The sequence below is a fragment of the Methylobacterium terrae genome, assembly GCF_003173755.1.
GTDB classification, from domain to species: domain Bacteria; phylum Pseudomonadota; class Alphaproteobacteria; order Rhizobiales; family Beijerinckiaceae; genus Methylobacterium; species Methylobacterium terrae.
On sequence record NZ_CP029553.1, the window covers coordinates 4056053 to 4078264 of the forward strand.

The 22212-nt window shown below is 72.0% G+C and carries 21 protein-coding genes and 1 pseudogene; 13 read left to right on the forward strand and 9 right to left on the reverse strand.

Going from position 1 to position 22212, the window contains the following annotated elements:
• Window positions 1–286 precede the first annotated feature (286 nt).
• Both DK419_RS18780 and DK419_RS18785 read left to right on the forward strand, forming a co-directional pair.
• A complete protein-coding gene (locus tag DK419_RS18780; protein WP_109960438.1) occupies window positions 287–1438 on the forward strand; it encodes a zinc-binding metallopeptidase family protein in 1152 nt (383 codons plus the stop codon).
• 188 nt (window positions 1439–1626) lie between these two features.
• Complete coding sequence (locus DK419_RS18785) at window positions 1627–2058, forward strand: HIT family protein (RefSeq protein WP_109960439.1); 432 nt, start codon at window positions 1627–1629, stop codon at window positions 2056–2058.
• 346 nt (window positions 2059–2404) lie between these two features.
• Here DK419_RS18785 and rpsD read toward each other — a convergent pair whose 3' ends face one another.
• From rpsD to murI, 3 genes are all read right to left on the reverse strand, one after another.
• The gene (gene rpsD, locus DK419_RS18790; protein WP_109960440.1) at window positions 2405–3022 is read right to left on the reverse strand and encodes a 30S ribosomal protein S4; all 618 of its coding nucleotides are present in this window, start codon (window positions 3020–3022) and stop codon (window positions 2405–2407) included.
• 176 nt (window positions 3023–3198) lie between these two features.
• Window positions 3199–4020 (reverse strand): alpha/beta hydrolase, encoded by an 822-nt coding sequence (locus DK419_RS18795; RefSeq protein WP_245442541.1) that lies wholly within the window; start codon window positions 4018–4020, stop codon window positions 3199–3201.
• Window positions 4021–4047: 27 nt separating this feature from the next.
• Window positions 4048–4923, reverse strand: a complete 876-nt coding sequence (murI, locus tag DK419_RS18800; protein WP_109960441.1) for a glutamate racemase — start codon at window positions 4921–4923, stop codon at window positions 4048–4050.
• Window positions 4924–5151: 228 nt separating this feature from the next.
• On the opposite strand from murI, the pseudogene egtB reads away from it, so the two are divergent.
• From egtB to DK419_RS18820, 4 genes and pseudogenes are all read left to right on the forward strand, one after another.
• Window positions 5152–6404 (forward strand): annotated as a pseudogene (gene egtB / locus DK419_RS18805) (ergothioneine biosynthesis protein EgtB).
• 62 nt (window positions 6405–6466) lie between these two features.
• Window positions 6467–7465 carry an L-histidine N(alpha)-methyltransferase gene (gene egtD / locus DK419_RS18810; protein ID WP_109960443.1) on the forward strand — a complete coding sequence of 333 codons (999 nt, stop codon included), beginning with the start codon at window positions 6467–6469 and terminating at the stop codon, window positions 7463–7465.
• Window positions 7466–7469: 4 nt separating this feature from the next.
• Window positions 7470–8168 carry a hypothetical protein gene (locus DK419_RS18815; RefSeq protein ID WP_109960444.1) on the forward strand — a complete coding sequence of 233 codons (699 nt, stop codon included), beginning with the start codon at window positions 7470–7472 and terminating at the stop codon, window positions 8166–8168.
• A 55-nt stretch (window positions 8169–8223) separates the two neighbouring features.
• Window positions 8224–8958 carry a DnaJ domain-containing protein gene (locus DK419_RS18820; RefSeq protein ID WP_109960445.1) on the forward strand — a complete coding sequence of 245 codons (735 nt, stop codon included), beginning with the start codon at window positions 8224–8226 and terminating at the stop codon, window positions 8956–8958.
• A 174-nt stretch (window positions 8959–9132) separates the two neighbouring features.
• Here the strand turns inward: DK419_RS18820 and DK419_RS18825 are convergent, their stop codons facing one another.
• Window positions 9133–10617: a D-alanyl-D-alanine carboxypeptidase gene (locus tag DK419_RS18825; RefSeq protein WP_109960446.1), complete on the reverse strand. Its 1485-nt coding sequence runs from the start codon at window positions 10615–10617 to the stop codon at window positions 9133–9135.
• A 311-nt stretch (window positions 10618–10928) separates the two neighbouring features.
• On the opposite strand from DK419_RS18825, the gene DK419_RS18830 reads away from it, so the two are divergent.
• The 4 genes from DK419_RS18830 to DK419_RS18845 all read left to right on the forward strand — a co-directional run bounded on the left by DK419_RS18830 (window position 10929) and on the right by DK419_RS18845 (window position 15058).
• A complete protein-coding gene (locus tag DK419_RS18830) occupies window positions 10929–11411 on the forward strand; it encodes a phasin family protein (RefSeq protein WP_109960447.1) in 483 nt (160 codons plus the stop codon).
• A 287-nt stretch (window positions 11412–11698) separates the two neighbouring features.
• The gene (clpS, locus tag DK419_RS18835) at window positions 11699–12082 is read left to right on the forward strand and encodes an ATP-dependent Clp protease adapter ClpS (RefSeq protein WP_048443496.1); all 384 of its coding nucleotides are present in this window, start codon (window positions 11699–11701) and stop codon (window positions 12080–12082) included.
• 21 nt (window positions 12083–12103) lie between these two features.
• Entirely contained in the window at window positions 12104–14581 is a 2478-nt protein-coding gene (gene clpA / locus DK419_RS18840; RefSeq protein ID WP_109960448.1) for an ATP-dependent Clp protease ATP-binding subunit ClpA, read from the forward strand.
• A gap of 204 nt (window positions 14582–14785) precedes the next feature.
• Window positions 14786–15058: a hypothetical protein gene (locus DK419_RS18845; protein WP_109960449.1), complete on the forward strand. Its 273-nt coding sequence runs from the start codon at window positions 14786–14788 to the stop codon at window positions 15056–15058.
• A gap of 99 nt (window positions 15059–15157) precedes the next feature.
• On the opposite strand, the gene DK419_RS18850 is transcribed toward DK419_RS18845, so the two are convergent.
• Window positions 15158–15982, reverse strand: coding sequence for an inositol monophosphatase family protein (locus DK419_RS18850; protein ID WP_109960450.1), 825 nt, complete (start codon window positions 15980–15982; stop codon window positions 15158–15160).
• 381 nt (window positions 15983–16363) lie between these two features.
• Between DK419_RS18850 and DK419_RS18855 the strand changes: the two genes are divergently transcribed.
• Window positions 16364–16897: a DUF6101 family protein gene (locus tag DK419_RS18855; RefSeq protein ID WP_109960451.1), complete on the forward strand. Its 534-nt coding sequence runs from the start codon at window positions 16364–16366 to the stop codon at window positions 16895–16897.
• Window positions 16898–16901: 4 nt separating this feature from the next.
• Here DK419_RS18855 and ubiA read toward each other — a convergent pair whose 3' ends face one another.
• Complete coding sequence (gene ubiA / locus DK419_RS18860) at window positions 16902–17843, reverse strand: 4-hydroxybenzoate octaprenyltransferase (protein WP_109960452.1); 942 nt, start codon at window positions 17841–17843, stop codon at window positions 16902–16904.
• Between the two features lie 80 nt (window positions 17844–17923).
• A complete protein-coding gene (locus DK419_RS18865; protein WP_208642220.1) occupies window positions 17924–18400 on the reverse strand; it encodes a hypothetical protein in 477 nt (158 codons plus the stop codon).
• 288 nt (window positions 18401–18688) lie between these two features.
• Between DK419_RS18865 and DK419_RS18870 the strand changes: the two genes are divergently transcribed.
• Both DK419_RS18870 and DK419_RS18875 read left to right on the forward strand, forming a co-directional pair.
• On the forward strand, window positions 18689–19474 hold the full coding sequence (locus DK419_RS18870) for a 16S rRNA (uracil(1498)-N(3))-methyltransferase (protein ID WP_109960454.1): 786 nt from the start codon (window positions 18689–18691) through the stop codon (window positions 19472–19474).
• Window positions 19475–19680: 206 nt separating this feature from the next.
• Window positions 19681–20817, forward strand: coding sequence for a carboxylate-amine ligase (locus DK419_RS18875; protein WP_109960455.1), 1137 nt, complete (start codon window positions 19681–19683; stop codon window positions 20815–20817).
• Window positions 20818–20870: 53 nt separating this feature from the next.
• Here DK419_RS18875 and DK419_RS18880 read toward each other — a convergent pair whose 3' ends face one another.
• A complete protein-coding gene (locus tag DK419_RS18880; RefSeq protein ID WP_109960456.1) occupies window positions 20871–21263 on the reverse strand; it encodes a VOC family protein in 393 nt (130 codons plus the stop codon).
• 108 nt (window positions 21264–21371) lie between these two features.
• Window positions 21372–22208: a factor-independent urate hydroxylase gene (gene pucL / locus DK419_RS18885; protein ID WP_109960457.1), complete on the reverse strand. Its 837-nt coding sequence runs from the start codon at window positions 22206–22208 to the stop codon at window positions 21372–21374.
• Between the last annotated feature and the right edge of the window lie 4 nt (window positions 22209–22212).

Genomic DNA, 22212 nt, shown 5'->3' on the forward strand with positions numbered 1-22212 from the left:
CGCTCCGTCCGCGCGCGCTCCGGGGTTCTACACCTTGGCCGGGCCGGCGTCAGCCGCCGCCGTCGGATGCATGAACTCCCATCACATCCTGTCGCACGTCCACTTGCGTCAGCGCACGGCCTCGTCGCGGGCGGCGGGGCGAAAAATTGAGGCAAGTCCCGTGCCGCGATCGGCGGAACCTCGGGCGGGGCAAGCCCCTTGGTGGAGGCAGGCCCCGCCGGGTTCTGGCCCGGCCCCCGCCGGGTCGTGGCCCCGGCGTTGCGGGCGGCCTGTCCCGGACGCCGCGATGAAGATCTTCCAGTGCCAAGCCTGCGCGCAGCCGGCGCATTTCGAGGCCGATTCCTGCGAGAGCTGCGAGTGCCGCCTCGGCTACGACCCCGAGATCGCCGACATGACGGCGATGCTGCGGGCCGGCCCGCACTGGCGCGGGCTCGCGGATACCGGCCGGACCTACCGCTCCTGCGCCAACCGCGAGTCGGGCGGCTGCAACTGGCTCGTTCCCGCCGGCTCGCCCGAGACCTACTGCCTGGCCTGCCGGCACAACCGGGTGGTGCCGGACCTCTCGATCCCCTGGAACCGGACCCGCTGGCGCGAGGTCGAGGCGGCCAAGCGCCGGCTGTTCTACGCCATGCTGCGCCTGCGCCTGCCGCTCGCGTCGCGGCACGAGGACCCGGCCGGCCTCGCCTTCGACTTCCTGGTCGACCCGGCGGAATCGTACCTCGTCGGCCCGCCGGTGCTGACCGGGCACGACAACGGCCTCATCACCCTCAACATCGCCGAGGCCGACGACGTCGAGCGCGAGCGCCGGCGCACGCAGTTCGGCGAGCATTACCGCACGCTCCTCGGGCACTTCCGCCACGAGATCGGGCATTATTTCTGGAACGTGCTGGTGCGGGCCGATCCCTGCCTCGACGCGTTCCGGGCGGTGTTCGGCGACGAGCGGGCCGATTACGGCGTCGCGCTCCAGCGCCACTACGCCCACGGCCCGGCCGAGGGCTGGGAGGAGACCTACGTCTCGGCCTACGCCGCCTCCCACCCGTGGGAGGACTTCGCCGAGACCTGGGCGCATTACCTGCACATCATCGACACGCTCGAGACCGCGAGCCAGTTCGGGTTGCGCGTGCAGCCCAAGCTCCAGGCGCCGGCCGGGCTGATCCAGCTCTCCGCGAAGCTCGATTTCGATCCGTATCGCAGCCCGGATTTCGGCCGGCTGATCGAGGCCTGGCTGCCGCTGACCTTCGCGATGAACTCGATCAACCGCAGCATGGGCCAGCCCGACCTGTACCCGTTCCGGATGACCCCGGCGACGATCGGCAAGCTCTCCTTCGTGCACGACCGCATCTACGCCCGCACCGACGCGCCGGAGGCCGAGGCCGGCACCCTGCGGGCGGTGATCGCCGGCCTGCGCCACCGGGTGGCGGCGCCGCGCTCGGCGTGAGGCGGGCACCGGCCTTCCTTCGTGCCCGGACGGACGCGGATCGCGACCTTTTGCGGAAAAACAGCGGTTGCGCCCCGCCGCGTTCTTGATCACGAGCGCCTGGGCGCGCCGGGCGTCCGCCGCCGAGCCCCGGGGCGACGCGGGGACGCGCCCGCGCATCGATGTCCGCCTTCCGAAGGGGCTCCGAGATGACCGAGACCGCCTACGATCCCCAGAACATCTTCGGCAAGATCCTGCGGGGCGAGGTGCCCTGCCACAAGGTCTACGAGGACGATCACGTCGTCGCGTTCATGGACGTGATGCCCCAGGCCGACGGGCACACCCTGGTGGTGCCGAAGACCCCGAGCCGCAACCTCCTCGATGCGGACCCGGCCACGCTCGGCCACCTCTACGCCGCCGTGCAGCGCGTGGCGCGGGCGGCCAAGGCGGCCTTCGCGGCCGACGGCGTCGCCGTCTACCAGTACAACGAGGTCGCGGCCGGCCAGACCGTGTTCCACCTCCACGTCCACGTCCTGCCCCGCCACGAGGGCGTCGCGCCGCGCCGCCACGTCGAGGGCATGGCCGACCCGGCCCTGCTGGCCGAGCACGCCGAGCGGATCCGGGCGGCGCTGGCGGGCTGAGATCGTTCCCGGCGCGGCGCGGATCGGAAAGGCGCGGGCTTCTCCTCTCCCCGCGGGCGGGGAGAGGCTTTCGTCCCCCTTGCCGGGGACGAAAGAAGCGGAGGCGAAGCCGGAGCGAGGGTGAGGGGGTGTCTCCGGATGAGCTTCCTCCGGCACCACCCCCTCACCCTCGCCCTGCGGGCTCCCTTCACCCCCGGCGAGGGGGGGTGAAGGCTTCTCCCCGCCCGCGGGGAGAGGGGGAGCCCGCGCTTTGCCTGTTCGCGGGCGGCTCTTCGGTCAACCCCAAACAGAAAAAGCCGCCCTCGCGGGCGGCTCTCCGTCGTCTCGATGGTCTGCGTCGCTTGGATCAGCGCGAGTAGAACTCGATGACCAGGTTCGGCTCCATCTGCACCGGGTACGGGACCTCGGACAGGGTCGGCACGCGGGTCATGCGCGCGGTCATCTTGCCGTGGTCGACCTCGATGTAGTCGGGCACGTCGCGCTCGGCGAGCTGGCTCGCCACGACGACGATCTCGAGCTGCTTGGACGATTCCTTGACCTCGATCACGTCGTCCGGCTTGACGAGGTAGCTCGGGATGTTGACGCGCACGCCGTTCACCCGGATGTGGCCGTGGTTCACGAACTGGCGGGCGGCGAACGGGGTCGCCACGAACTTCGAGCGGTAGACCACCGCGTCGAGGCGGCGCTCGAGCAGGCCGACCAGGTTCTCGCCCGAGTCACCGCGCAGGCGGATCGCCTCGGCGTAGTAGCGGCGGAACTGCTTCTCGGTGATGTTGCCGTAGTAGCCCTTGAGCTTCTGCTTGGCGCGCAGCTGCGTGCCGAAGTCGGACATCTTGCCCTTGCGGCGCTGGCCGTGCTGGCCCGGGCCGTACTCGCGGCGGTTCACGGGGCTCTTCGGGCGGCCCCAGATGTTCTGGCCCATGCGGCGATCGAGCTTGTGCTTCGCCTGAACGCGTTTCGACATCGCGTGTCCTCTAGAATGTCATCACGTAGGAGAGGAACGCGCCCTCCTCCCCCCGAAACCGGGGCGACAGAGCGGCCGTGACGAGCCGCTCGCGGGTGCGTAAAATGCCGCGGGGCCCCGAACCGGGGCCCCGCGAACCGGGCGCTCTTAGGCGACAAAGCGTTTCGGGTCAAGGCTCAGGGAGACGGGCGGAACCGCGCCTCGGCCTCGCCGTCCCGGCGTCCCAGGATCGAGACGTGGTCGCCCGGCACCGCGACGAAGTCGGCGCCGGCGGCGCGCGCCAGGCGGGCGCCGTACTTCTCCGGGATCACCGGATCGGACTCGCCGTGCACGATCAGGATCGGCACGGCGACGGTGCCGATCGCCCGGTCCGAGCGCCAGGTGTCGGCGAGCAGGCCCGCCGGCAGGAAGCGGAAGTGGTGGCGCACCATCGCGGTCATCGAGTCGAACGGCGCCTCGAGGTAGAGGCCCCGCACGCCCGCCGCCCCGATCCGGGCCGCCACCGCGACCGCGACCGCCGCCCCCAGGGAGTGGCCGTGCAGCAGCACGGGCGCCCCGGGCGCGCGCCGCCGGGCCTCCGCCAGCGCCGCGAGCCCGTCGGCGATCAGGCCGGCCTCGCTCGGGCGGCCGGTCGAGCCCGGATAGCCGCGATAGGCCGGCGCCATCACGCCCCAGCCATGCGCCCGCCACGGCCCGGCGGCGAAGCGCTCGGCGTGCCATTCCGGCAGCGAGGCGTTGCCGTGGAAGCTCACCACCATCCCGGCCCCCGGGGCGGGGGGCAGCCACAGGGCGCGCAGGCGCTCGCCGTCCGCCGTGTCGATCGCGAGCCTCTCGAGCGCGGAGGGCAGCCGCGCCGCGGTCGCCGGCACGGGGCCGCCCTGCCCCGGATAGAGCAGCCCGCGCTGGAACCACCAGAACGCCGCGACCACCGCGCCGTAGAGCGCGAGCGCGACGACGAGCAGGACGGCCGCGATCGTCATCGGCCGCGCGCGCACCATGGGACCGGGATCACTGCGGGACCGGGATCACTGCAGCACGAGCGGCATCGCCTCGAACGCCACCTCGGCGACGCCGCGATCGGCGAGCGCCGTGCGCAGGGCCGGGGTCAGCCGGTCGCCGGAGGTGAAGGCGGCGCGCACGGGGCCGGGCGAATCGTCGCCCAGCCCGCGGACGGGGCCGCCGATGAGCTGGGTCATGCGCCGGGCGATCGCCGGGGCCGGGTCGATCCAGGTCACCGGCCAGGGCGCGATGGCTTGGTAGCGGGCGAGCAGCAGGGGGTAGTGGGTACAGGCGAGCACCACCACGTCGGTGCGTCCCGCCTCGCCCTCGACGAAGCAGGGCCCGATCTCGGCCCACAGGTCGGCGTCGGAGACCGGCAGCCCGGAGAGCGCCGCCTCGGCGAGCGCCGCCAGCCCCGTCGCCCCGACGAGGGTGACCCGGCAGCCCGCCGCGTAGGTGTCGACGAGCTCGCGGGTGTAGTCGCGCCGCACGGTGCCCGGCGTCGCCAGCACGCTGACGAGGCCCGAGCGCGTGGCCGCCGCCGCCGGCTTGATCGGCGGCACGGTGCCGACGAACGGGATGTCGAAGCGTTGCCGCAGGGCCGGCAGCACCAGGGTCGAGGCGGTGTTGCAGGCCACCACGACGAGGTCGGGGGCGTGGACCGCGATCAGCCGCTCCATGACGGCGAGCACCCGCGCCACCAGCACCGGCTCGGCGAGGCCGCCATACGGGAAGGCCGCGTCGTCGGCGGCGTAGACCACCCGGGCGTCGGGCCGGGCGCGGCGGACCTCGGCCAGCACCGTGAGGCCGCCGAGGCCGGAATCGAACACGAGAACCACCGGCGCGCGGGTGATCGGCGCCAGGGGCGCCGCAGCAGTGCCGGCCATCAGATCGAACCGCATTGGGGCTTTGACCGAGAGGCAGTGGGAGAGTTGCCGGCGAGAGTCCGGCGCGACCGTTAAGGCTTGGTCACTGCGGCGGCAAAAAGGCTCCGCTTCTCCCGCCATGCACATCCTTACCGTGCCCATGCGGCGCGGATCCAAGCTGCGCGGTAACGCCGCGCTGGAGAAACGCATTCCCCCGACCGACGTTGATCGTGAACGATCGATCTACGCATGAGGGATGATCCGATGGCAGCGACCGCGACCGCGCAGGTCCTCGAGACGCGCCCCGCCTTCCCTCCCCCCTCCGTCGAGGCCCGCCCGATCGACCGGGGGCCTGGATCGCGGCCTTCCGCCACGTCCGCGACGAGACCGAGCGCCGCGCCGCGCCGCTCTCCCCGGAGGACCAGCAGATCCAGTCGATGGCGGATGCGAGCCCGACCAAGTGGCACCGCGCCCACACGACCTGGTTCTTCGAGCAGTTCCTGCTGACGGCCATGGTGCCGGGCTACACCGTCTTCGACGAGCGCTTCTTCTACCTGTTCAACTCCTACTACGTGCAGGCGGGGCCGCGGGCGCCGCGGATCAGCCGCGGCCTCGTCACCCGGCCGACCTGCGACGAGGTCGCAGGGTACCGCGCCCATGTCGACCGCGCCGTCGCCGACCTGATCGCCGGCGCGTCCGAGGGGCGGTTGCCCGAGATCGTCGCCACCCTGGAGATCGGCCTGCACCACGAGCAGCAGCACCAGGAGCTGATGCTCACCGACATCCTGCACGCCTTCGCGCAGAACCCGCTGCTGCCGGCCTACGACGAGGGCTGGCGCTGGCCGGCCCTGTCGCAGCGGAGTGGCCGCGTGGCGCTGGACGGCGGCGTGACCCAGATGGGCCACGCGGGCGCGGGCTTCCACTTCGACAACGAGGAGCCGCGCCACGACGTGCTGCTGCGGCCCGTGACCCTCGAGCGCGGCCTCGTCACCAACGGCGAGTGGCTCGAATTCATGCAGGACGGCGGCTACGCCAAGCCCGAGCTGTGGCTCTCCGACGGCTTCGTCGCCGCTCAGGAACAGGGCTGGGAGGCGCCGGGCTACTGGCGGCGGGCGGACGGGGTGTGGTCGAGCATGACGCTCGCCGGGCTGCGGCCCGTCGATCCGGCCCTGCCGGTGACCCATGTCAGCTACTACGAGGCCGACGCCTTCGCCCGCTGGGCCGGGCGCGACCTGCCCACGGAGGCCGAGTGGGAGGCGGCGAGCGGCTCCCTCGACGCCGCCTTCGGCCATGTCTGGCAATGGACCCGCAGCGCCTACGGCGCCTATCCGGGCTACCGCCCGCTCCCCGGCGCGCTCGGCGAGTACAACGGCAAGTTCATGGTCAGCCAGTTCGTGCTGCGCGGCGCCTCGGTGGCGACGCCGCAGGGGCACAGCCGGCCGACCTACCGGAACTTCTTCTATCCCCACCAGCGCTGGCAGTTCACCGGCCTGCGTCTATCTCAGTACGGAGCGTGAGGCGTGACGCGCCTCGACGCGGGTGTCCTCGAGGCGCCCGCCCGACACCGGAGTCCCTGCCCGTGAATGCCCCGCTTCCCCACCTCGCGCACGAACCCGCCCGCCTCGATCGCACCTTCCTGCAGGACGTGATCGGGGGCCTGAGCGCCCCGAAGAAGCATCTCTCGGCCAAGTACTTCTACGACCGGCGCGGCTCGGAGCTGTTCGAGGCGATCACCCGGCTGCCGGAATACTATCCCACCCGCACCGAGCTCGCGATCCTCGACCGGTACGGCCCCGAGATCGCCGCCGGGCTGGCCCCGGGCTCGGCCCTCGTCGAGTTCGGCAGCGGCTCGACCGCGAAGGTACGGCGCCTCCTGCCGCACCTCTCCGACCTCGCGGCCTACGTGCCGGTCGACGTCTCGGAGGAGTTCCTGCGCAGCGAGGCGGAGGAGCTCGGCCGCGACTTCCCGCGCCTGCAGGTCGAGCCGGTGGCGGCGGACTTCACCAAGCCGTTCGGCCTGCCAGAGGACCTGAGGGACGCGCCCAAGGCCGGCTTCTTCCCGGGCTCGACGATCGGCAATTTCGAGCCCGAGCTGGCGGCGGGCCTGCTCGCCAGCTTCGCCCGGACGCTGGGCACCGGCACCGGTGCCGGCACCGGCGCGACGCTGATCGTCGGCATCGACCTCGTGAAGGAGAAGGCGGTGCTGGACGCCGCCTACGACGATGCCGCGGGGGTGACGGCGGCGTTCAACCTCAACCTGCTCACCCGCATCAACCGCGAGCTCGGCGCCGATTTCGACCTCGACGCCTTCGCCCACCAGGCCTTCTTCGACGAGAACCTCGGGCGGATCGAGATGCACCTGGTGAGCCGGCGCAACCAGCTCGTGACGGTGGCGGGCGTGCCGTTCCATTTCGGCTCCGGCGAGACGATCCACACCGAGAACAGCTACAAGTACACGGTGCCGGGCTTCCGGGCGCTCGCCCGCGGCGCCGGCTGGGAGCACGCCCGGGTCTGGACCGATCCGGACGGGCTGTTCTCGGTCCACGCGCTCACCGCCAACACCATCCGGCGGCACTGAGGGCGTGCCGGGCGGGTCCGACCTCGACCGCCCGGGGCGCGGGGCGGTCGACGCCTTCCTGGAGACGGCGCGGCGGGTCGCCGTGCCGGCCGGCGACGCGCCGCGCCTCGTCTTCGCCCTCGACGCGACGATGAGCCGGCAGCCGACCTGGGACCTCGCCTGCGGGGTCCAGGCCGGGATGTTCGACGCGACCGCCCGCCTCGGCGGCCTGGCGGTCCAGCTCGTCTATTTCCGCGGCTTCGACGAGTGCCGGGCCTCGCGCTTCGTCGCCGATGCCCGGGCGCTCACCGGCCTGATGCAGGGCGTGGCCTGCCTGGGGGGACGCACCCAGATCGGCCGGGTGCTGCGCCACGTCCGCAACGAGGCCGGGCGCGGGCCGGTCAAGGCGCTGGTGCTGGTCGGCGACGCGATCGAGGAGGATCTCGACGACCTCCGCGGCGTCGCCGGGGAACTCGGTCTCCTCGGCCTGCCGGCCTTCTGCTTCCACGAGGGACCCGACCTCGCGGTCGCCGCCGGCTTCTCGGAGATCGCCCGCCTGAGCGGCGGGGCGGCGGCCCGCTTCGACCTCGCCGCGCCCGGGGTGCTGGCGGCGCTGCTGCGGGCGGCCGCGATCTACGCCACCCGGGGACTCGACGGATTGCGCCTCGCCGCGCATGAGGATGCGGCGGCGCGCCGGCTCCTCGCCGACATGACCGGCGGCTGACACGGGGATCCCGCGCACGGGGAACAGCGCGACGATCGAGGGTTGTGGAAGACGAATGATCGCGCTCGGCCTCGGTGTCCTGGTCCTCGTCGGCCTGTGGTGGCTCGGCCGCCACTACGCGAACGCGAATCCGTCGGTCATCGCGCGGATGGTCCGTCAGGCGGGCGGGTGGCTCGCCCTCGCGGCGGCCGCCTTCCTGTTCCTGCGCGGGCGCTTCGACATGGCGGGCGCGCTCGGCCTCGGCGGCGCCTGGCTGCTGGGCTGGCGCCAGGGCTCCCCCCTCCCCTTCGGCCTCGGCCGGTACATGCCGTCGCGCCAGGGCGCGCCCTCGCAGGGCGCCGTCTCGCGGGTGCGCTCGGCGATGCTGGAGATGGAACTCGACCATGCCAGCGGCGCGATGCGCGGCACGGTCCTGGCCGGCCCCCTCGCCGGCCAGGGGCTCGACGGCCTGGCGCTGCCGGCCCTCGTCGCGCTCCTGTCGGAGTGCCGCGCGGGCGACCCCGACGGCGCCCGCCTGCTAGAGGCTTATCTGGACCGCCGGTTTGCCGGATGGCGCGTAGACGCTCAAGGAGATCGCGACCCGCGGCCGGGCGGTGCGGCGCAGCCAGGGCCGATGACGGAGGAGGAGGCCTATCAGATCCTGGGGCTTCAGCGCGGGGCGGCCCTCGAGGAGGTGCGCCGGGCGCACCGGACCCTCATGAAACGGCTTCACCCGGACCAGGGCGGGTCCGACTACCTGGCGGCCCGCGTCAACGCGGCCAAGGACTTTCTTCTCAACCGACATCGCTGATACTCCACGCGCGTGTCGACGAAGCCGCGGCAGGGACGCGCCGCGGCGGGGATGTCGTGAACTGTTCCGTGTCGGCCGGACGCAGCGGCGCGCACTGACGCGTCGGGATGCAGCGCATCCCCCCTGCCCCGGCGATTCCGGGCAAGCCGGGGATCGCCGGGGCAGGGGAAAGTGCTAGCTCCGCGTCGCGAAGCAGGTGAAGCCGTTGCGCTTGAGCGCGCGGCAGGCGTCCTGCGCGGCCTCGGCCTCGGAGAAGCCGGAGAAGCGGGCGCGGAAGAGCGTGGTGCCGCCATGGGTCACCCGCTCGGTGAAGGGGGCGGCCTTGGAGAGCGCCCCGCCGCCGCGCTGGCGGGCATCGGCGAGCATCGACTTGGCCTTGCCCTCGTCGTCCATGGCGCCGAGCTGGATCACCCAGGGCGTCACCGTGACGGGCTTCGGTGCAGGCGCCGCGGCCTCGCGCGGGGCGGGCGCCCTCGCCTCGCCGGGCTCGGAGGCCGGCAGGCGCGAGGCGTACTTCGCCCCGGCCGCCGGGAAGGCCGCCGTCGCGGCGGGGGCGTAGGCCTGGGCGCTCGCCGGCACCGCGCCGGGGGCGCCCGCGCGCCACTTCGGCGAGGATTGCGGCGTGGCGCCGCCGCGCGGCGCGATGTCGAGGGGCTGGCCGGTGGAGTTCGTGGTCTCGACCGCGTCGTCGTCGGCCGAGGCCACGAGGGTGCGGGTCGCGACCGGGCGCTCGGCGACGACCGCCGGGCGCGGCCGCTCCGCCACCTCGACCACCGGGGCGCTCGTGCGGGCGCCGGCATAGGCCACCGGCAGGTTGGCCTGGACGAGCTTGGCCATGATGTTGTCGCGGCTCGCCACCGACTTGCCGCCGAGCACCACGGCGACGATGTGGCGCCCGTCGGTGCGGGCCGAGGTCATCAGGTTGAAGCCCGAATCGCGGGTGTAGCCGGTCTTGATGCCGTCGACGCCCTCGACCCGGCCGAGCAGGTGGTTGTGGTTGCCGATCACCCGGCCCTTGAAGGCGAAGGAGCGGGTCTGGAAGTAGCGGTAGTAGCGCGGGAACCGGTCCTGCACCGCGCGGGCGAGGATCGTCAGGTCGCGGGCGGTGGTGATCTGGTCGGAATCCGGCAGGCCCGAGGCGTTGGCGTAGTGCGTGCGCGTCATGCCGAGCGCGTGGGCCTTGCGGGTCATCATCTCGGCGAAGGCCGGCTCGGAGCCGGCGATGTTCTCGCCGATGGCGCAGGCGATGTCGTTGGCCGACTTGGTGACGAGCGCCTTGATCGCCTCCTCGACCGTCACGGTCGAGCCGGGGCGCACGCCGAGCTTCGAGGGCGGCTGGCGGGCGGCGTTGGCGGAGATCTGGAGCGGCGTGTCGAGGTCCATCTTGCCGCGCTCGAGCTGCTCGAACAGCAGGTAGAGCGTCATCACCTTGGTGATGGAGGCCGGGTGGCGCAGGGCATCCTCGTTGACCGCGTGCATCACGCGGCCGGTCTTGGCGTCGACCACCATCGCCGCGTAGGGCGGGTTGTAGCCACCGCCGCCGCCGTGATGGGCGCGCCGGCGCGCCTCGGCGGGCGAGGCGGTGAGCGCCGTCAGCACCGCCGCGGCGGCGAGCACGGCCGGCAGCGCGGGTCCCGATTGGCCGTGAACGCAACGCATCACGCAACTACCCCGTTCTATCGAGAGGGGCGCCTGCGACAGGGGCGGCACCCCGGACCGCAGGCGCCCCGCGAGAACGGCGTGGCGCAGCGGCATCACTGTCAATCAGGCTAGGCAGGCGCGGTTACGCCCCGGTTAACTCGCGGAAAATTTCGACTCTCGAATTCGCGCGATTGTGCGCCGCACAACGACTCTTGACGAATTTTGTGCGGTGCACATATTGCCGTTCGCGGGGCGCGACGCGCGGGTGCCCCGCACCGCTCCATCGCCGCGCGCAGAAGGGGGCGCCCGCCCGGGGCGCCACGCCAACCATGAACCAGAACATCAGCCAGCAGGTCGAGAAGCAGGCCGAGGCGGCCCAGAAGTTCGGCAAGGACGGCATGGACGCGATGCTGCGCAGCTTCGGCACGCTGTCGAAGGCCAGCCAGGCGATCGCCGTCGAGGCCACCGACTTCGCCAAGCAGTCCTTCGAGCACGGCACCGCCACCCTCGAGAAGCTCGCCGGCGTGCGCTCGCTCGACAAGGCGCTCGAGATCCAGGCCGAGTACGCGAAGACCTCCTTCGAGCGTCTCACCGCCCAGACCGCCAAGATGACCGAGCTCTACACGAACCTCGCCAAGGAGATGGCGAAGCCGTTCGAGGGCATCGTCGCCCAGGCCCAGCAGCAGGCCTCGAAGTTTCAGGACCAGGCCTTCAAGGCGCAGGGACGCGCCTTCGAGCAGGCCAAGGACGGCCTGAACAAGGTCCAGGACGAGGCCGGCAAGGCCTTCGACGAGGCCAAGGACGCCGCGTAAGGCGCGACCCGGAGGCGGCCCGGCCGGGCCGCCCTCCCCTTACGACCTGACGATCGTCGCGACCGGCACGGATCCCCGTGCCGGTCGCGACGCGTTTCGGGGTCCCGTGCGGCCCCGCACGACAAGAGCGCGCAGCCGACTGGCGAAGCGCGGACTCGGCCTATAGATTAGGCTCGGCACCGGCAGCCGACGTGATAGGCTGCCCTCCCGCGACGCGGTCCGGGCCCTTCGAGACGGGGGCCGGCACCGTTCGGCGCGGGCGCCAGAGCGAGGTCGGTACGATTCAGATGGCTCAGGTCCCGAGGCAGGGAGAACCCTCCACCAGGCCGGTCGCGGCCAATCCCCGCGCACCCGGGAACGGTAACGGCGACGGTCGATCGGGAACCGCCGTGATCACGCGGACGAAGCCGCGCACCAAGCGTCCCAACCTCTACCGCGTGCTGCTGCTCAACGACGACTACACCCCGATGGAGTTCGTCGTCCACGTCGTCGAGCGCTTCTTCAACAAGTCGCGCGAGGACGCGACCCGCATCATGCTGCACGTCCACCAGAACGGCGTCGGCGAGTGCGGCATCTTCACCTACGAGGTCGCCGAGACCAAGGTGACGCAGGTCATGGACTTTGCGCGGAAACACCAACATCCTCTGCAATGCGTCATGGAAAAGAAATAGGCACCAGCAAAGAGGCCCGCTTTGCCCAGCTTCTCACGCAGCCTTGAACAAGCTCTCCACCGCGCCCTGGCGCTGGCCGGCGAGCGCCGGCACGAATACGCGACCCTCGAGCATCTCCTGCTGGCCCTGGTCGACGACCAGGACGCGGCTGCGGTCATGCGGGCCTGCAACGTCGACGTCGACCTGCTCAAGCGCAACCTCGTCGAGTACATCGACACCGAGCTCGCCAACCTGACCGGCGACGGGCGCCAGGACGCCAAGCCCACGGCGGGGTTCCAGCGCGTGATCCAGCGCGCGGTGATCCACGTGCAGTCCTCGGGGAGAGAGGAGGTCACCGGCGCCAACGTGCTGGTGGCGATCTTCGCCGAGCGCGAGAGCCACGCCGCCTACTTCCTGCAAGAGCAGGACATGACCCGCTACGACGCGGTCAACTACATCAGCCACGGCATCGCCAAGCGCCCCGGCCTGTCCGAGGGCAAGCCCGTGCGCGGCGCCGACGAGGAGGGTCCGACGGAACGTCCCAGCGGGGCCGAGGACGAGCGCGGCGGCCAGAAGAAGAAGGGTGACGCGCTCGACGCCTACTGCGTCAACCTCAACAAGAAGGCCCGCGAGGGCAAGATCGACCCGCTGATCGGCCGCGAGAACGAGGTCCAGCGCACGATCCAGGTTCTCTGCCGCCGGCAGAAGAACAACCCGCTGCTCGTCGGCGATCCCGGCGTCGGCAAGACCGCGATCGCGGAAGGCCTCGCCCGCAAGATCATCCAGCACGAGGTGCCGGAGGTCCTGGCGGACGCCACCGTGTTCTCCCTAGACATGGGCACGCTGCTCGCCGGCACCCGCTACCGGGGCGACTTCGAGGAGCGCCTCAAGCAGGTGATGAAGGAGATCGAGGCGCACCCGAACGCCATCATGTTCATCGACGAGATCCACACGGTGATCGGTGCCGGTGCGACCTCGGGCGGCGCGATGGACGCCTCGAACCTCCTGAAGCCGGCCCTGGCCTCCGGCTCCCTGCGCTGCATCGGCTCGACCACCTACAAGGAGTACCGCCAGTACTTCGAGAAGGACCGGGCCCTGGTGCGCCGCTTCCAGAAGATCGACGTCAACGAACCGTCGATCCCGGACGCGATCGAGATCCTCAAGGGCCTGCGTCCGTCCTTCGAGGAGTTCCACAAGCTCAAGTACACGACCGAGGCCGTGAAGGCCGCGGTCGAGCTGTCGGCCCGCTACATCAACGACCGCAAGCTGCCGGACAAGGCGATCGACGTGATCGACGAGACCGGGGCCTCGCAGATGCTGGTGCCGGAAGGCCGCCGCAAGCGCACGATCGGCGTGAAGGAGATCGAGGCGACCATCGCCACGATGGCCCGCATCCCGCCAAAGACCGTCTCGAAGGACGACGCGGAGGTGCTCGCCCACCTCACCGACAACCTGAAGCGGGTGGTCTACGGCCAGGACGCCGCCATCGACGCGCTGACCGCCTCGATCAAGCTCGCCCGGGCGGGCCTGCGCGACCCCGACAAGCCGATCGGCGCCTACCTGTTCGCCGGCCCGACCGGCGTCGGCAAGACCGAAGCCGCCAAGCAGCTCGCCTCCAGCCTCGGCGTCGAGATGCTGCGCTTCGACATGTCGGAATACATGGAGCGGCACACCGTCTCGCGGCTGATCGGCGCCCCTCCGGGCTATGTCGGCTTCGACCAGGGCGGCCTCCTCACCGACGGCATCGACCAGCATCCGCATTGCGTGCTGCTGCTCGACGAGATCGAGAAGGCCCACCCGGACCTGTTCAACATCCTGTTGCAGGTGATGGACCACGGCAAGCTGACCGACCATAACGGCAAGCAGGTCGATTTCCGTAACGTCATCATCATCATGACGACGAATGCGGGCGCGGCCGACCTCGCCAAGGCGGCGTTCGGGTTCACCCAGAACAAGCGCACCGGCGACGACCAGGAGGCGATCAACCGCCTGTTCGCCCCGGAATTCCGCAACCGCCTCGACGCGACCGTGTCCTTCGGCCACCTGCCGAAGGAGGTGGTGGCCAAGGTCGTCGACAAGTTCGTCCTGCAGCTCGAGGCGCAGCTCGCCGACCGCAACGTCACCATCGAGCTGTCCGACGAGGCGCGGGACTGGCTGGTCGAGAACGGCTACGACGAGGCCATGGGCGCCCGCCCGATGGCCCGCCTGATCCAGTCGACCATCAAGACCCCGCTCGCCGACGAGGTGCTGTTCGGCAAGCTCAAGGACGGCGGCGCCGTCCGGGTGATCGTCAAGCGGCCCGACGGCGAGAAGCCGAGCCTCGGCTTCGTCTTCCCGGCCGGCCCGGTGATGCCGCGGCCCGAGAAGGACGTGACGATCGCCGCCAAGAAGGCGGGGAAGAGCGCGGCGAAGAAGCAGAAGCGCCCCCGCGCCGCGCCGAAGAAGCCGAAGGACGGCGGCTCGGGCGACGGTGGCGGCGGGATCCGCACGGTGCCGAAGGTGCCGCTGGTGCGGGCCTGATCCCGCCGGGATCGAGGGCAGACCCCTCGATCCCGGCACGCCTCCCGTGTATGAGGCTCATCCGAGACGCGCGCATCCCGGCGGGGGCCTCCTCCGCCGGGATGCGCATTTTGAGGCCCCGGCCGCTCCCCGAGCGGCCGCCGCGGGGCGTTTGGACACGCGAGGCCGTCCTGCCCCGCGCCAGAGGACGTGAAGAGGATCCCGATGAGCGGAGATCTCAACGAGGGCCCCCTCGCCCCGGCCGCGACGGTGACCCCGCCCTCCCCGAAGGTGACCCGGCGCGAGAAGCGGCGCCAGCGCCGCCGCCGCCGCAAGATCGGCGAGGAGATCCTAGGGTGGATCCTGGTGCCGCTGATCCTGCTCGCCGGTTACTGGGCGATCAACGCGGGCTTCGCGTTCTTCGGGACCACGCCGAGCGTGGTGTTCGACCAGCTGAAGCAGGCGAAGACGGCGCTGGAGAAGCGGGAGGCGCGGTAGGGCGCGGTTCGGCCTGCTCCGGAGGCACTCCGACCCTCCGCGCCATCGAGGACAGCGTGCGGGCTTACTTGCCGTGACGGCGTCGACCCACCCGGCGTCTCACCTCAACCCCGTCAGCACCGCCTCCCGCAAGGCCTGCGGCAGGGCCACCAGTTCGCCGTGGATCGGCTCGCGCCGGTTGTAGACCGGAACACGGCCGTCGAGGCCGAGCACCGCGCCGCCGGCCTCGCGCAGGATCAGATCGGCCCCGGCGAGGTCCCAGTCGCGGGCATCCGAGGAGACCAGCCCGACATCGACCAGCCCTTCCGCCACTCGCACGAGCCGTAACGCCAGCGACGGGATCCGCGGCAGACGCACCAGCGCGCCGGGCGTGCCGGCAAGCCCGCCCTGGCGCTCGAGCCGGTCGGCCATCGGCTTCGGCCCGGTGACCCGGGCGCCGGCCAGGTCCGCCTGGGCCGAGACCCGGATCGGCGCGCCGTCCTTCGTCGCCCCCTCCCCGGCCACGGCCTCGTAGAGCGTTCCGGTCACCGGCGCGGCGACGTGGCCGAGCACCGGCTCGCCATGGGCGAGGAGCGCCACGGCGATCGACCAGTCGGGATCGCCCGACAGGAAGGCGCGGGTGCCGTCGATCGGGTCGACGATCCAGACGAGGTCGTGGGAGAGGCGGACGGGATCGTCCCGGGTCTCCTCCGAGAGCCAGGCGGCGCCGGGGATCAGCTCGCTCAGGCGCACCTTCAGGAAGGCGTCCACCGTCACGTCGGCCTCCGTCACCGGCGAGCCGCCGGCCTTGCTCCAGACCCGGGCGCTGGTGCGCTCGCCCTGCCGGAAATACGGCAGCGCCAGGAGCGCCGCTTCGCGGATGATCGCCCGGACCTGGGGCAGGAGGTCCTCGGGCAGGATCGCGCGCACGTCGGACAGAGGCATGGTCGGCCGCCAAGGTTTCGAAAGGGGGGCGCCCGGCGGCCCCGCGGCGGGCACGGGTCGAGCACGGAGCAGGATCCCTCCGTTGTAGGCGCCCCCACCGGACGCCACAAGGACGCCCCAGCCCGGACACGCCGGCGGCGATGCCGCATTGTCTTAGCGAAGGGTTTCGCGACCGATACGCGGCATCATCTGGCGGTGAACGATAAATGAATCGGGTCGCAACAAGGATCCGTTGAGCATTCGAAGCATCTGGCCCACGCCAACCATCGCTTAACGCTGCCTTTTAAGGCGTTCTGAGCGGGAGCGGGTCCAAAGTCGTGACAACAGCGGACGACACGACAGAGGTCGCCGCCTCACGCGGACAGGGCGTCGAGCAGATCCATGGTCACCAGATTCCCCTCTTCGAACCGCCGGTCTTCGAGCAGCAACGCCGCCCGCCGCGACGTCGAGCTCCCGGTCATCCACCGCGGACCGGTCCAGGCCGAGCCGTCTGCCCTGCCGATCGTCGGCCGCCTGCCCGGCGCCAGCGCCGCCGGCAGCCTGGCCCTCTGCCTCGACGGCGACGCCAGCGACGCCGCCGGGGAGGACCGCTTCGCCGTGACGGTGCTCGACCGCAGCGGCGACCCGCTGATGCATCTCGGCACCTTCGGCGACGACGAGGTCGTGGCGGTGTGGCGGCGGCTGGGCGCCGAGACGGGCCTGCCCCTGGTGGTCATCCAGGAGGACGGCGCGGTCTCGCCGATGGGCCAGCAGCTCGGCCGGGTGAAGCTCGGCACCGTGCGCATCCGCCGCCGGCACGGCCTGCTGAACCACCGTCGGCCGCGCTTCCTCACCCGCCGCAAGACCGCCCGGCTGCCGCTGCGCCCCCTGGTCTACCGCGACGAGGCGCTGATGACCGACGGCGGCAGCCTCTGAGGCGTTACATCAGCCCCTGCCAGATCGCGTCGAGGGCGAGGCCGCAGAACAGGATCAGCCCCGCGTCGCGGTTCGAGCGGAACAGCCGCAACGCCTCCGCGCCGTCGCGCGGATCGAGCCGCCCGACCTGCCAGGCGAGGTGGCCGGCAAACAGCGCGAGCCCGGAAAGACCGATCGGCCCGGCCCCGGCCCCGGACAGCGCGAGGCCGATGAACAGCACGCAGGCCAGGAAGCAGCCCGCCACCGCGAGGCGGACCCGGGTGCCGAAGAAGCGGGCGGACGACTTGATGCCGGCGATCTCGTCGTCCTCGATGTCCTGCACCGCGTAGATGGTGTCGTAGCCGATGACCCACGCGATGGCGCCGGCATAGAGCCAGTAGGCCGGGGCGTCGAGGCGGCCGATCAGGGCGACCCAGCCCATCAGGGCGCCCCACGCGAAGGCGAGGCCGAGCACGAGTTGCGGCACCGGCATCACCCGCTTCATGAACGGGTAGATGGCGACCGGCGCGAGCGAGGCGATGCCGACGAGGATCGCCGCCTTGTTGAACTGCAGCAGCACCGCGAGGCCGACGAGCGCCTGCAGCACCAGGAAGATCACGGCGTGGCGCACGCGTACGCGCCCGGAGGGCAGCGGCCGCAGGCGGGTGCGCTCGACGCGGGCGTCGAGGTCGCGGTCGGCGATGTCGTTGTAGGTCGAGCCCGCACCCCGCATCGCCACCGCGCCGATCAGGAACAGGGCGAGGTGCCACAGGCTCGGGCCCGGCCGGCCCACCGCGGTCGCTGCGAGCGCCGCCGACCACCAGCACGGCAGCAGCAGCAGCCACCAGCCGATCGGGCGCTCGATGCGGGCGAGGCGCAGGTAGGGCCGCACGGCCTCGGGGGCGTGCCGGTCGACCCAGTGTCCGGTGACCGCGTCGGCGACCGGACGGTCGGGGGCAGGCGTCATTTCGGGGGCAGGAGTCATTCCCGATTCATGCCCGCGTCATGCCCGGGCGCGGCGCGCCGGGTTCGTCAGCGGCGCCGCGCTCACAGGGCGCCCTGCGGCACCCGGAAGCTGCCGGTCAGGCCGGGCCCGCCGAGGAGACCGCCGCCACCGCCGCCCTGCTGCTGCTGCGCCGCCATGGCGCGGGCCTTCTTCTCCATCGCCACCTGCTGCGTCGCCGCCTGGCAGACCTTGGTGCGCAGGGTCGAGACCCGGCCGTGATCGGCCTTGAAGCCCTCGACGAAGGAATCCGGGATCGAGCACCAATCCTTGTTGGCGGTGATCCACTTCATGCCCTCGGTGCCGTTGGCCTGGAGCTTCGTGAACAGGGTGCAGGCGGCCGCCGCGGTGATCTTCGCCTTCTTGCCCTGCGAGGCGGCGTTCACCTTGGAGACGATGTCCTTGCGCTCGGTCAGGGTCTTCTGGATCGTCGAGCAATCGGCGCCCTGGGCCCGGGCCGCCCCGCCGAGGAGCGTCGCGCCGAGCAGGCTTCCGGCCAGCGCCGCCACGGTCACACGCATGCCAGTCATCTCCCAAATCCCCCCAAAGCTCCGGCCCCGAAATCCCGGCCTCTCGCCGATCCGGCCGCATTCTCGGCGGCGCGCCCGGCATACGTAAGAATCCCTTGCCGCTCCCGGCCTCACACCGCTTTCTGCACAGGATTGTGGCGCCATCGTGCGGCGCGGGCCGCGGGGCGAGCGATCCGGCGCCGCTCGCCGGCCGTTGTTGCGCGGGCGCCACACGCGGCGAGCCCACGCCGCGGGGCGGAACGATTGACATCCGGCCCCCGCCTCGGCGAGCACGGCGCCATGGCGGCCTACGATTTCAATGCTCCCCGGCTCTTCCTCGACATCCCGATGCGCGAGGGCGTCCGGCATACCCTCGACCGGGCGCAGGCGAACTACCTGCTCTCGGTGCTGCGGAGGAACGCCGGCGAGCCAGTGCTGGTGTTCAACGGCCGCGACGGCGAGTGGCGGGCCGAGATCGAGCCGACCGGCCGCAAGGCGGCCGACCTGGTGCTGCGGATGCGGACCCGCCCCCAGACCCCGGGCACCGACCTGCACTACCTGTTCGCCCCGCTCAAGGCCGCCCGTCTCGACTACGTCGCCCAGAAGGCGGTCGAGATGGGCGCGAGCCTGATCCAACCGGTCGTGACGCGCCGCACGCAGGGCGACCGGATCAAGCTCGACAAGCTCCACGCCAACGCGATCGAGGCCGCCGAGCAGTGCGGCATCCTGAGCCTGCCGGAGATCCGCGACGCCGCGCCGCTCTCCGAGGCGCTCGCCGCGCTCGCGCCGGAGCGCCTGCTGGTGTTCTGCGACGAGGACGCCCCGGTGGCCGATCCCGTCGCGGCCTTAACGCAGGCTGGCGCGGCGGCAGGCGCGAGCACCGTATCGGGGAACGGCGCCGCTCCGCTGGCCGTTGTGATCGGACCGGAGGGGGGGTTCACGCCGGAGGAGCGCGCCCTGATCGGAGACCGTCCCAACACCGTCCGCCTGTCGCTCGGGCCCCGGATCCTGCGCGCCGATACCGCCGCCGTGGCGGTGCTGGCCCTGGTCCAGGCCGTGCTCGGCGACGGACGGTCGCGGGCCTAAAAAAACCCACCCCATTCTCAAGTGGCGGCATGAGGCACGACGGACCGTCGCCGCCCCGGCGCGCGGCCGGGGTCGCGCCTCATTCCAAGCGCTGATATCGGGGCCGCCCCGCGGAAACGAGGCCGATTCGCGACCGCGGTCGCCGGCCCGTCCTTGGCCCCGCCCTTGACCCCGCCCTTGGCCCGCCGATGCCGGAGGTACTGCGTATGCGAGCGGAATTCGACGTCTGCCTCGAGGAGGAAGTGTTCATCAACGATGCGGGCAAGCGCGACGCCGCCCGGGCCCGCACCCGCGATTTCCTGGCCGCCTGCCGGGCCGCGTACCCGCAGGTGCGCGCCGAACTGATGGAGCCGCAGCTCGTCTGGGCCACGGAGCCGGTGAGCGACCTCGCCGAGGCCCGGCGGGCGCTCGCCGCCCTGCGCGGCGGCCTCGGGGCGCTCGCCTCCGCCCGGGGCCTCGCCCTGATGGCGTCGGGCACCCATCCGCTGGCCCAGTGGAGCCGGGTGCGCCCGCGCGACCAGGCCGCCCGCGGCCGGGTGCTGCGCGACCTCCAGATGGTCGGCAGCCGCAACGTGGTCTGCGGCCTGAGCGTCGGCGTCGGGGTGCCCGACGGCGTGTCGCGGATCGACCTGATGAACCGGGTCCAGCCCTACCTGCCCCTGCTGCTCGCGCTCTCGACCTCGTCGCCGTTCTGGCAGGCGCAGCGCACCGGGCTCCTCGGATACCGCCTCGCCGCCTCGCGGGAGCTGCCCCGCAGCGGCCTGCCGCCGCTGTTTCGCGACGAGGCGGACTACGCCCGCTACCTCGACACGGTGGTGGGTTCGGGCGCCATCGACGACCCGCGCCACGTCTGGTGGGTGATCTGCCCCTCCCCGACCGGCCCGAGCCTCGACCTGCGCATCGCCGACAGCTGCACCCGCCTCGACGACGCGCTCGCCATCGCGGCGCTCTACCGCTGCCTGGTGCGCCGCCTCGCCCGCGAGCCGGCGCGCCACCGCGACCTCACCGGCGCATCGCAGGCGATCGCGGCGGAGAATTGCTGGCGGGCCCAGCGCTACGGCATCCACGGCAGCTTCGTGTGCGAGGAGAGCCGGGCGGCGCGGCCGGTGGCGACGGTGCTCGCCGAGACCCTCTCCCTCGTCGCCGAGGATGCGCGGGCGCTGGCCTGCGAGGCCGAGCTCGACCTCGCCCGCTGGGTCGTCGCCCGCGGCACCAGCGCCGACCGCCAGCTCGCCCTGTTCACCGAGGCGCAGGGGCGCGGCCTGCCGCCCCGGGAGGCGCTGGCCGAGGTGGTGGACTGGCTGTCGGCCGAGACCGTGGGGGCGAACCCGACGCGGCATTGAGGCGTGAACGCGGTCGGCGCCTCCGCGGAACCGGGGGCGGTCGCCCGGCGCGATCAGCCGGAGCCCTGGTGGCAGACGGCCTCGATGGCGTAGCCGTCGGGGTCGATCACGAAGGCGGCGTAGTAGTTCGGGTGATAGCGCGGGCGCAGGCCGGGGCGGCCGTTATCCAACCTGCCCGCTCCGAGCGCGGCCGCGAAGAAGGCGTCGACGGCCTCCCGCGAGGGGGCGCTGAAGGCGAAATGGACCACCGAGGCGTGAGGAGTGCCCGCGGCGATCCAGAAGTCTCCGCCCGGATCGAGCGACCGTCCCTCGCCCGCGACCACGCCGAACCCGACCGAGGCGGCCTCCTCTCGCCGCACGACGTATCCGAGCGGCGCCAGGGCCGCGGCGTAGAAGCGGCGGCTGCGGGCGATGTCGGACACGTCGATCGCGAGGTGGTCCAGCACGCGTCGCGCTCCTTGAGCTTCATGCGACCGGGGCGATGCCGTCGAACCCGTGCCCGGCACGGATCGTGAGGGCAGACGCGGCCCTCACGGAGACCGGGGCCGGAGGCTTCACCGCCCGACCGTGCACTCGATCTGCCCGTGCGGCTCGTCGGTCGCGACGAAGACCTGGTTCGGGTTGTCGAGGCCGAACGGGCTCAGATTCGCCAGGAGATAGTGCTTGTTCGGGCAGGCGAGCGTGATCGTGGCGATCTCCGGCACCGCCTCCAGCGCCGCCATTCCCATGCGGTAGAGGCTGTCCTGCAGGCTGTGGCTGTAGCTCCCGGAGAAGACCCGCAGCAGCGCGTCGAGGACCCGGGCGTTGGCGGCCTCGTAATCGGCGGGCTCGGAGGCCCAGGCCCAGGACGCCTCCATGCTGGTCGCGGCGATGCGGTCGTGGGTCTCGGGGATCGTGGTGTAGGGATCCTTGACGTAGTTGGCCCAGCCCGATTCCGTGCTCTTCAGGAAGGTGAAGCCCGAGAGGCCGGATTCGGTCGTGGCGCCGTCGCGGGACAGCACGACCCGGGCGAAGGGCTGGCCGTTGCCGTCGAGCGTGAAGGCGTGGGGATGGGCCGCGCCGTCGATGGCGAGCCGGTTCCAGCGGGTCTCGTGGGCGGTGACGGTGGCTTCCTCCATCTGCGGGTAGCGGTCGAGCAGGCGCTGCGCCACCGCGCGGCAGAACGCCTCCGCCGGCAGGGCCGGGCTCTCGCGGGCGACGACGTAGACGACGTTCTTGATCGTGTCAGTCGAGACCGTGTCGCTGTTGTCGGCATGCGTGAAGGTGCGCGCGAACGCGCCCCTCAGCATCGCCTTCACGGTCAGCTCGCGCACCTCGTGCCGGTCGCCGTCGCGGTGGACGCGCATCACCCGCACCCGGCCCTTGCCGTAGGTCTTGTGCAGCAGGGTCATCGGT

What these genes read in the sequence shown, in the direction of transcription:
- rpsD (WP_109960440.1), bottom strand. Translation starts at nt 3,022, where the DNA reads ATGTCGAAACGCGTTCAGGCGAAGCACAAGCTCGATCGCCGCATGGGC.
- DK419_RS18820 (WP_109960445.1), top strand. Translation starts at nt 8,224, where the DNA reads ATGATCGCGCTCGGCCTCGGTGTCCTGGTCCTCGTCGGCCTGTGGTGG.
- DK419_RS18795 (WP_245442541.1), bottom strand. Translation starts at nt 4,020, where the DNA reads ATGGTGCGCGCGCGGCCGATGACGATCGCGGCCGTCCTGCTCGTCGTC.
- DK419_RS18875 (WP_109960455.1), top strand. Translation starts at nt 19,681, where the DNA reads ATGCGAGCGGAATTCGACGTCTGCCTCGAGGAGGAAGTGTTCATCAAC.
- DK419_RS18830 (WP_109960447.1), top strand. Translation starts at nt 10,929, where the DNA reads ATGAACCAGAACATCAGCCAGCAGGTCGAGAAGCAGGCCGAGGCGGCC.
- pucL (WP_109960457.1), bottom strand. Translation starts at nt 22,208, where the DNA reads ATGACCCTGCTGCACAAGACCTACGGCAAGGGCCGGGTGCGGGTGATG.
- DK419_RS18825 (WP_109960446.1), bottom strand. Translation starts at nt 10,617, where the DNA reads ATGCGTTGCGTTCACGGCCAATCGGGACCCGCGCTGCCGGCCGTGCTC.
- DK419_RS18785 (WP_109960439.1), top strand. Translation starts at nt 1,627, where the DNA reads ATGACCGAGACCGCCTACGATCCCCAGAACATCTTCGGCAAGATCCTG.
- DK419_RS18865 (WP_208642220.1), bottom strand. Translation starts at nt 18,400, where the DNA reads ATGCGTGTGACCGTGGCGGCGCTGGCCGGAAGCCTGCTCGGCGCGACG.
- ubiA (WP_109960452.1), bottom strand. Translation starts at nt 17,843, where the DNA reads ATGACGCCTGCCCCCGACCGTCCGGTCGCCGACGCGGTCACCGGACAC.
- DK419_RS18855 (WP_109960451.1), top strand. Translation starts at nt 16,364, where the DNA reads ATGGTCACCAGATTCCCCTCTTCGAACCGCCGGTCTTCGAGCAGCAAC.
- clpS (WP_048443496.1), top strand. Translation starts at nt 11,699, where the DNA reads ATGGCTCAGGTCCCGAGGCAGGGAGAACCCTCCACCAGGCCGGTCGCG.
- DK419_RS18870 (WP_109960454.1), top strand. Translation starts at nt 18,689, where the DNA reads ATGGCGGCCTACGATTTCAATGCTCCCCGGCTCTTCCTCGACATCCCG.
- DK419_RS18780 (WP_109960438.1), top strand. Translation starts at nt 287, where the DNA reads ATGAAGATCTTCCAGTGCCAAGCCTGCGCGCAGCCGGCGCATTTCGAG.
- DK419_RS18845 (WP_109960449.1), top strand. Translation starts at nt 14,786, where the DNA reads ATGAGCGGAGATCTCAACGAGGGCCCCCTCGCCCCGGCCGCGACGGTG.
- murI (WP_109960441.1), bottom strand. Translation starts at nt 4,923, where the DNA reads ATGCGGTTCGATCTGATGGCCGGCACTGCTGCGGCGCCCCTGGCGCCG.
- DK419_RS18850 (WP_109960450.1), bottom strand. Translation starts at nt 15,982, where the DNA reads ATGCCTCTGTCCGACGTGCGCGCGATCCTGCCCGAGGACCTCCTGCCC.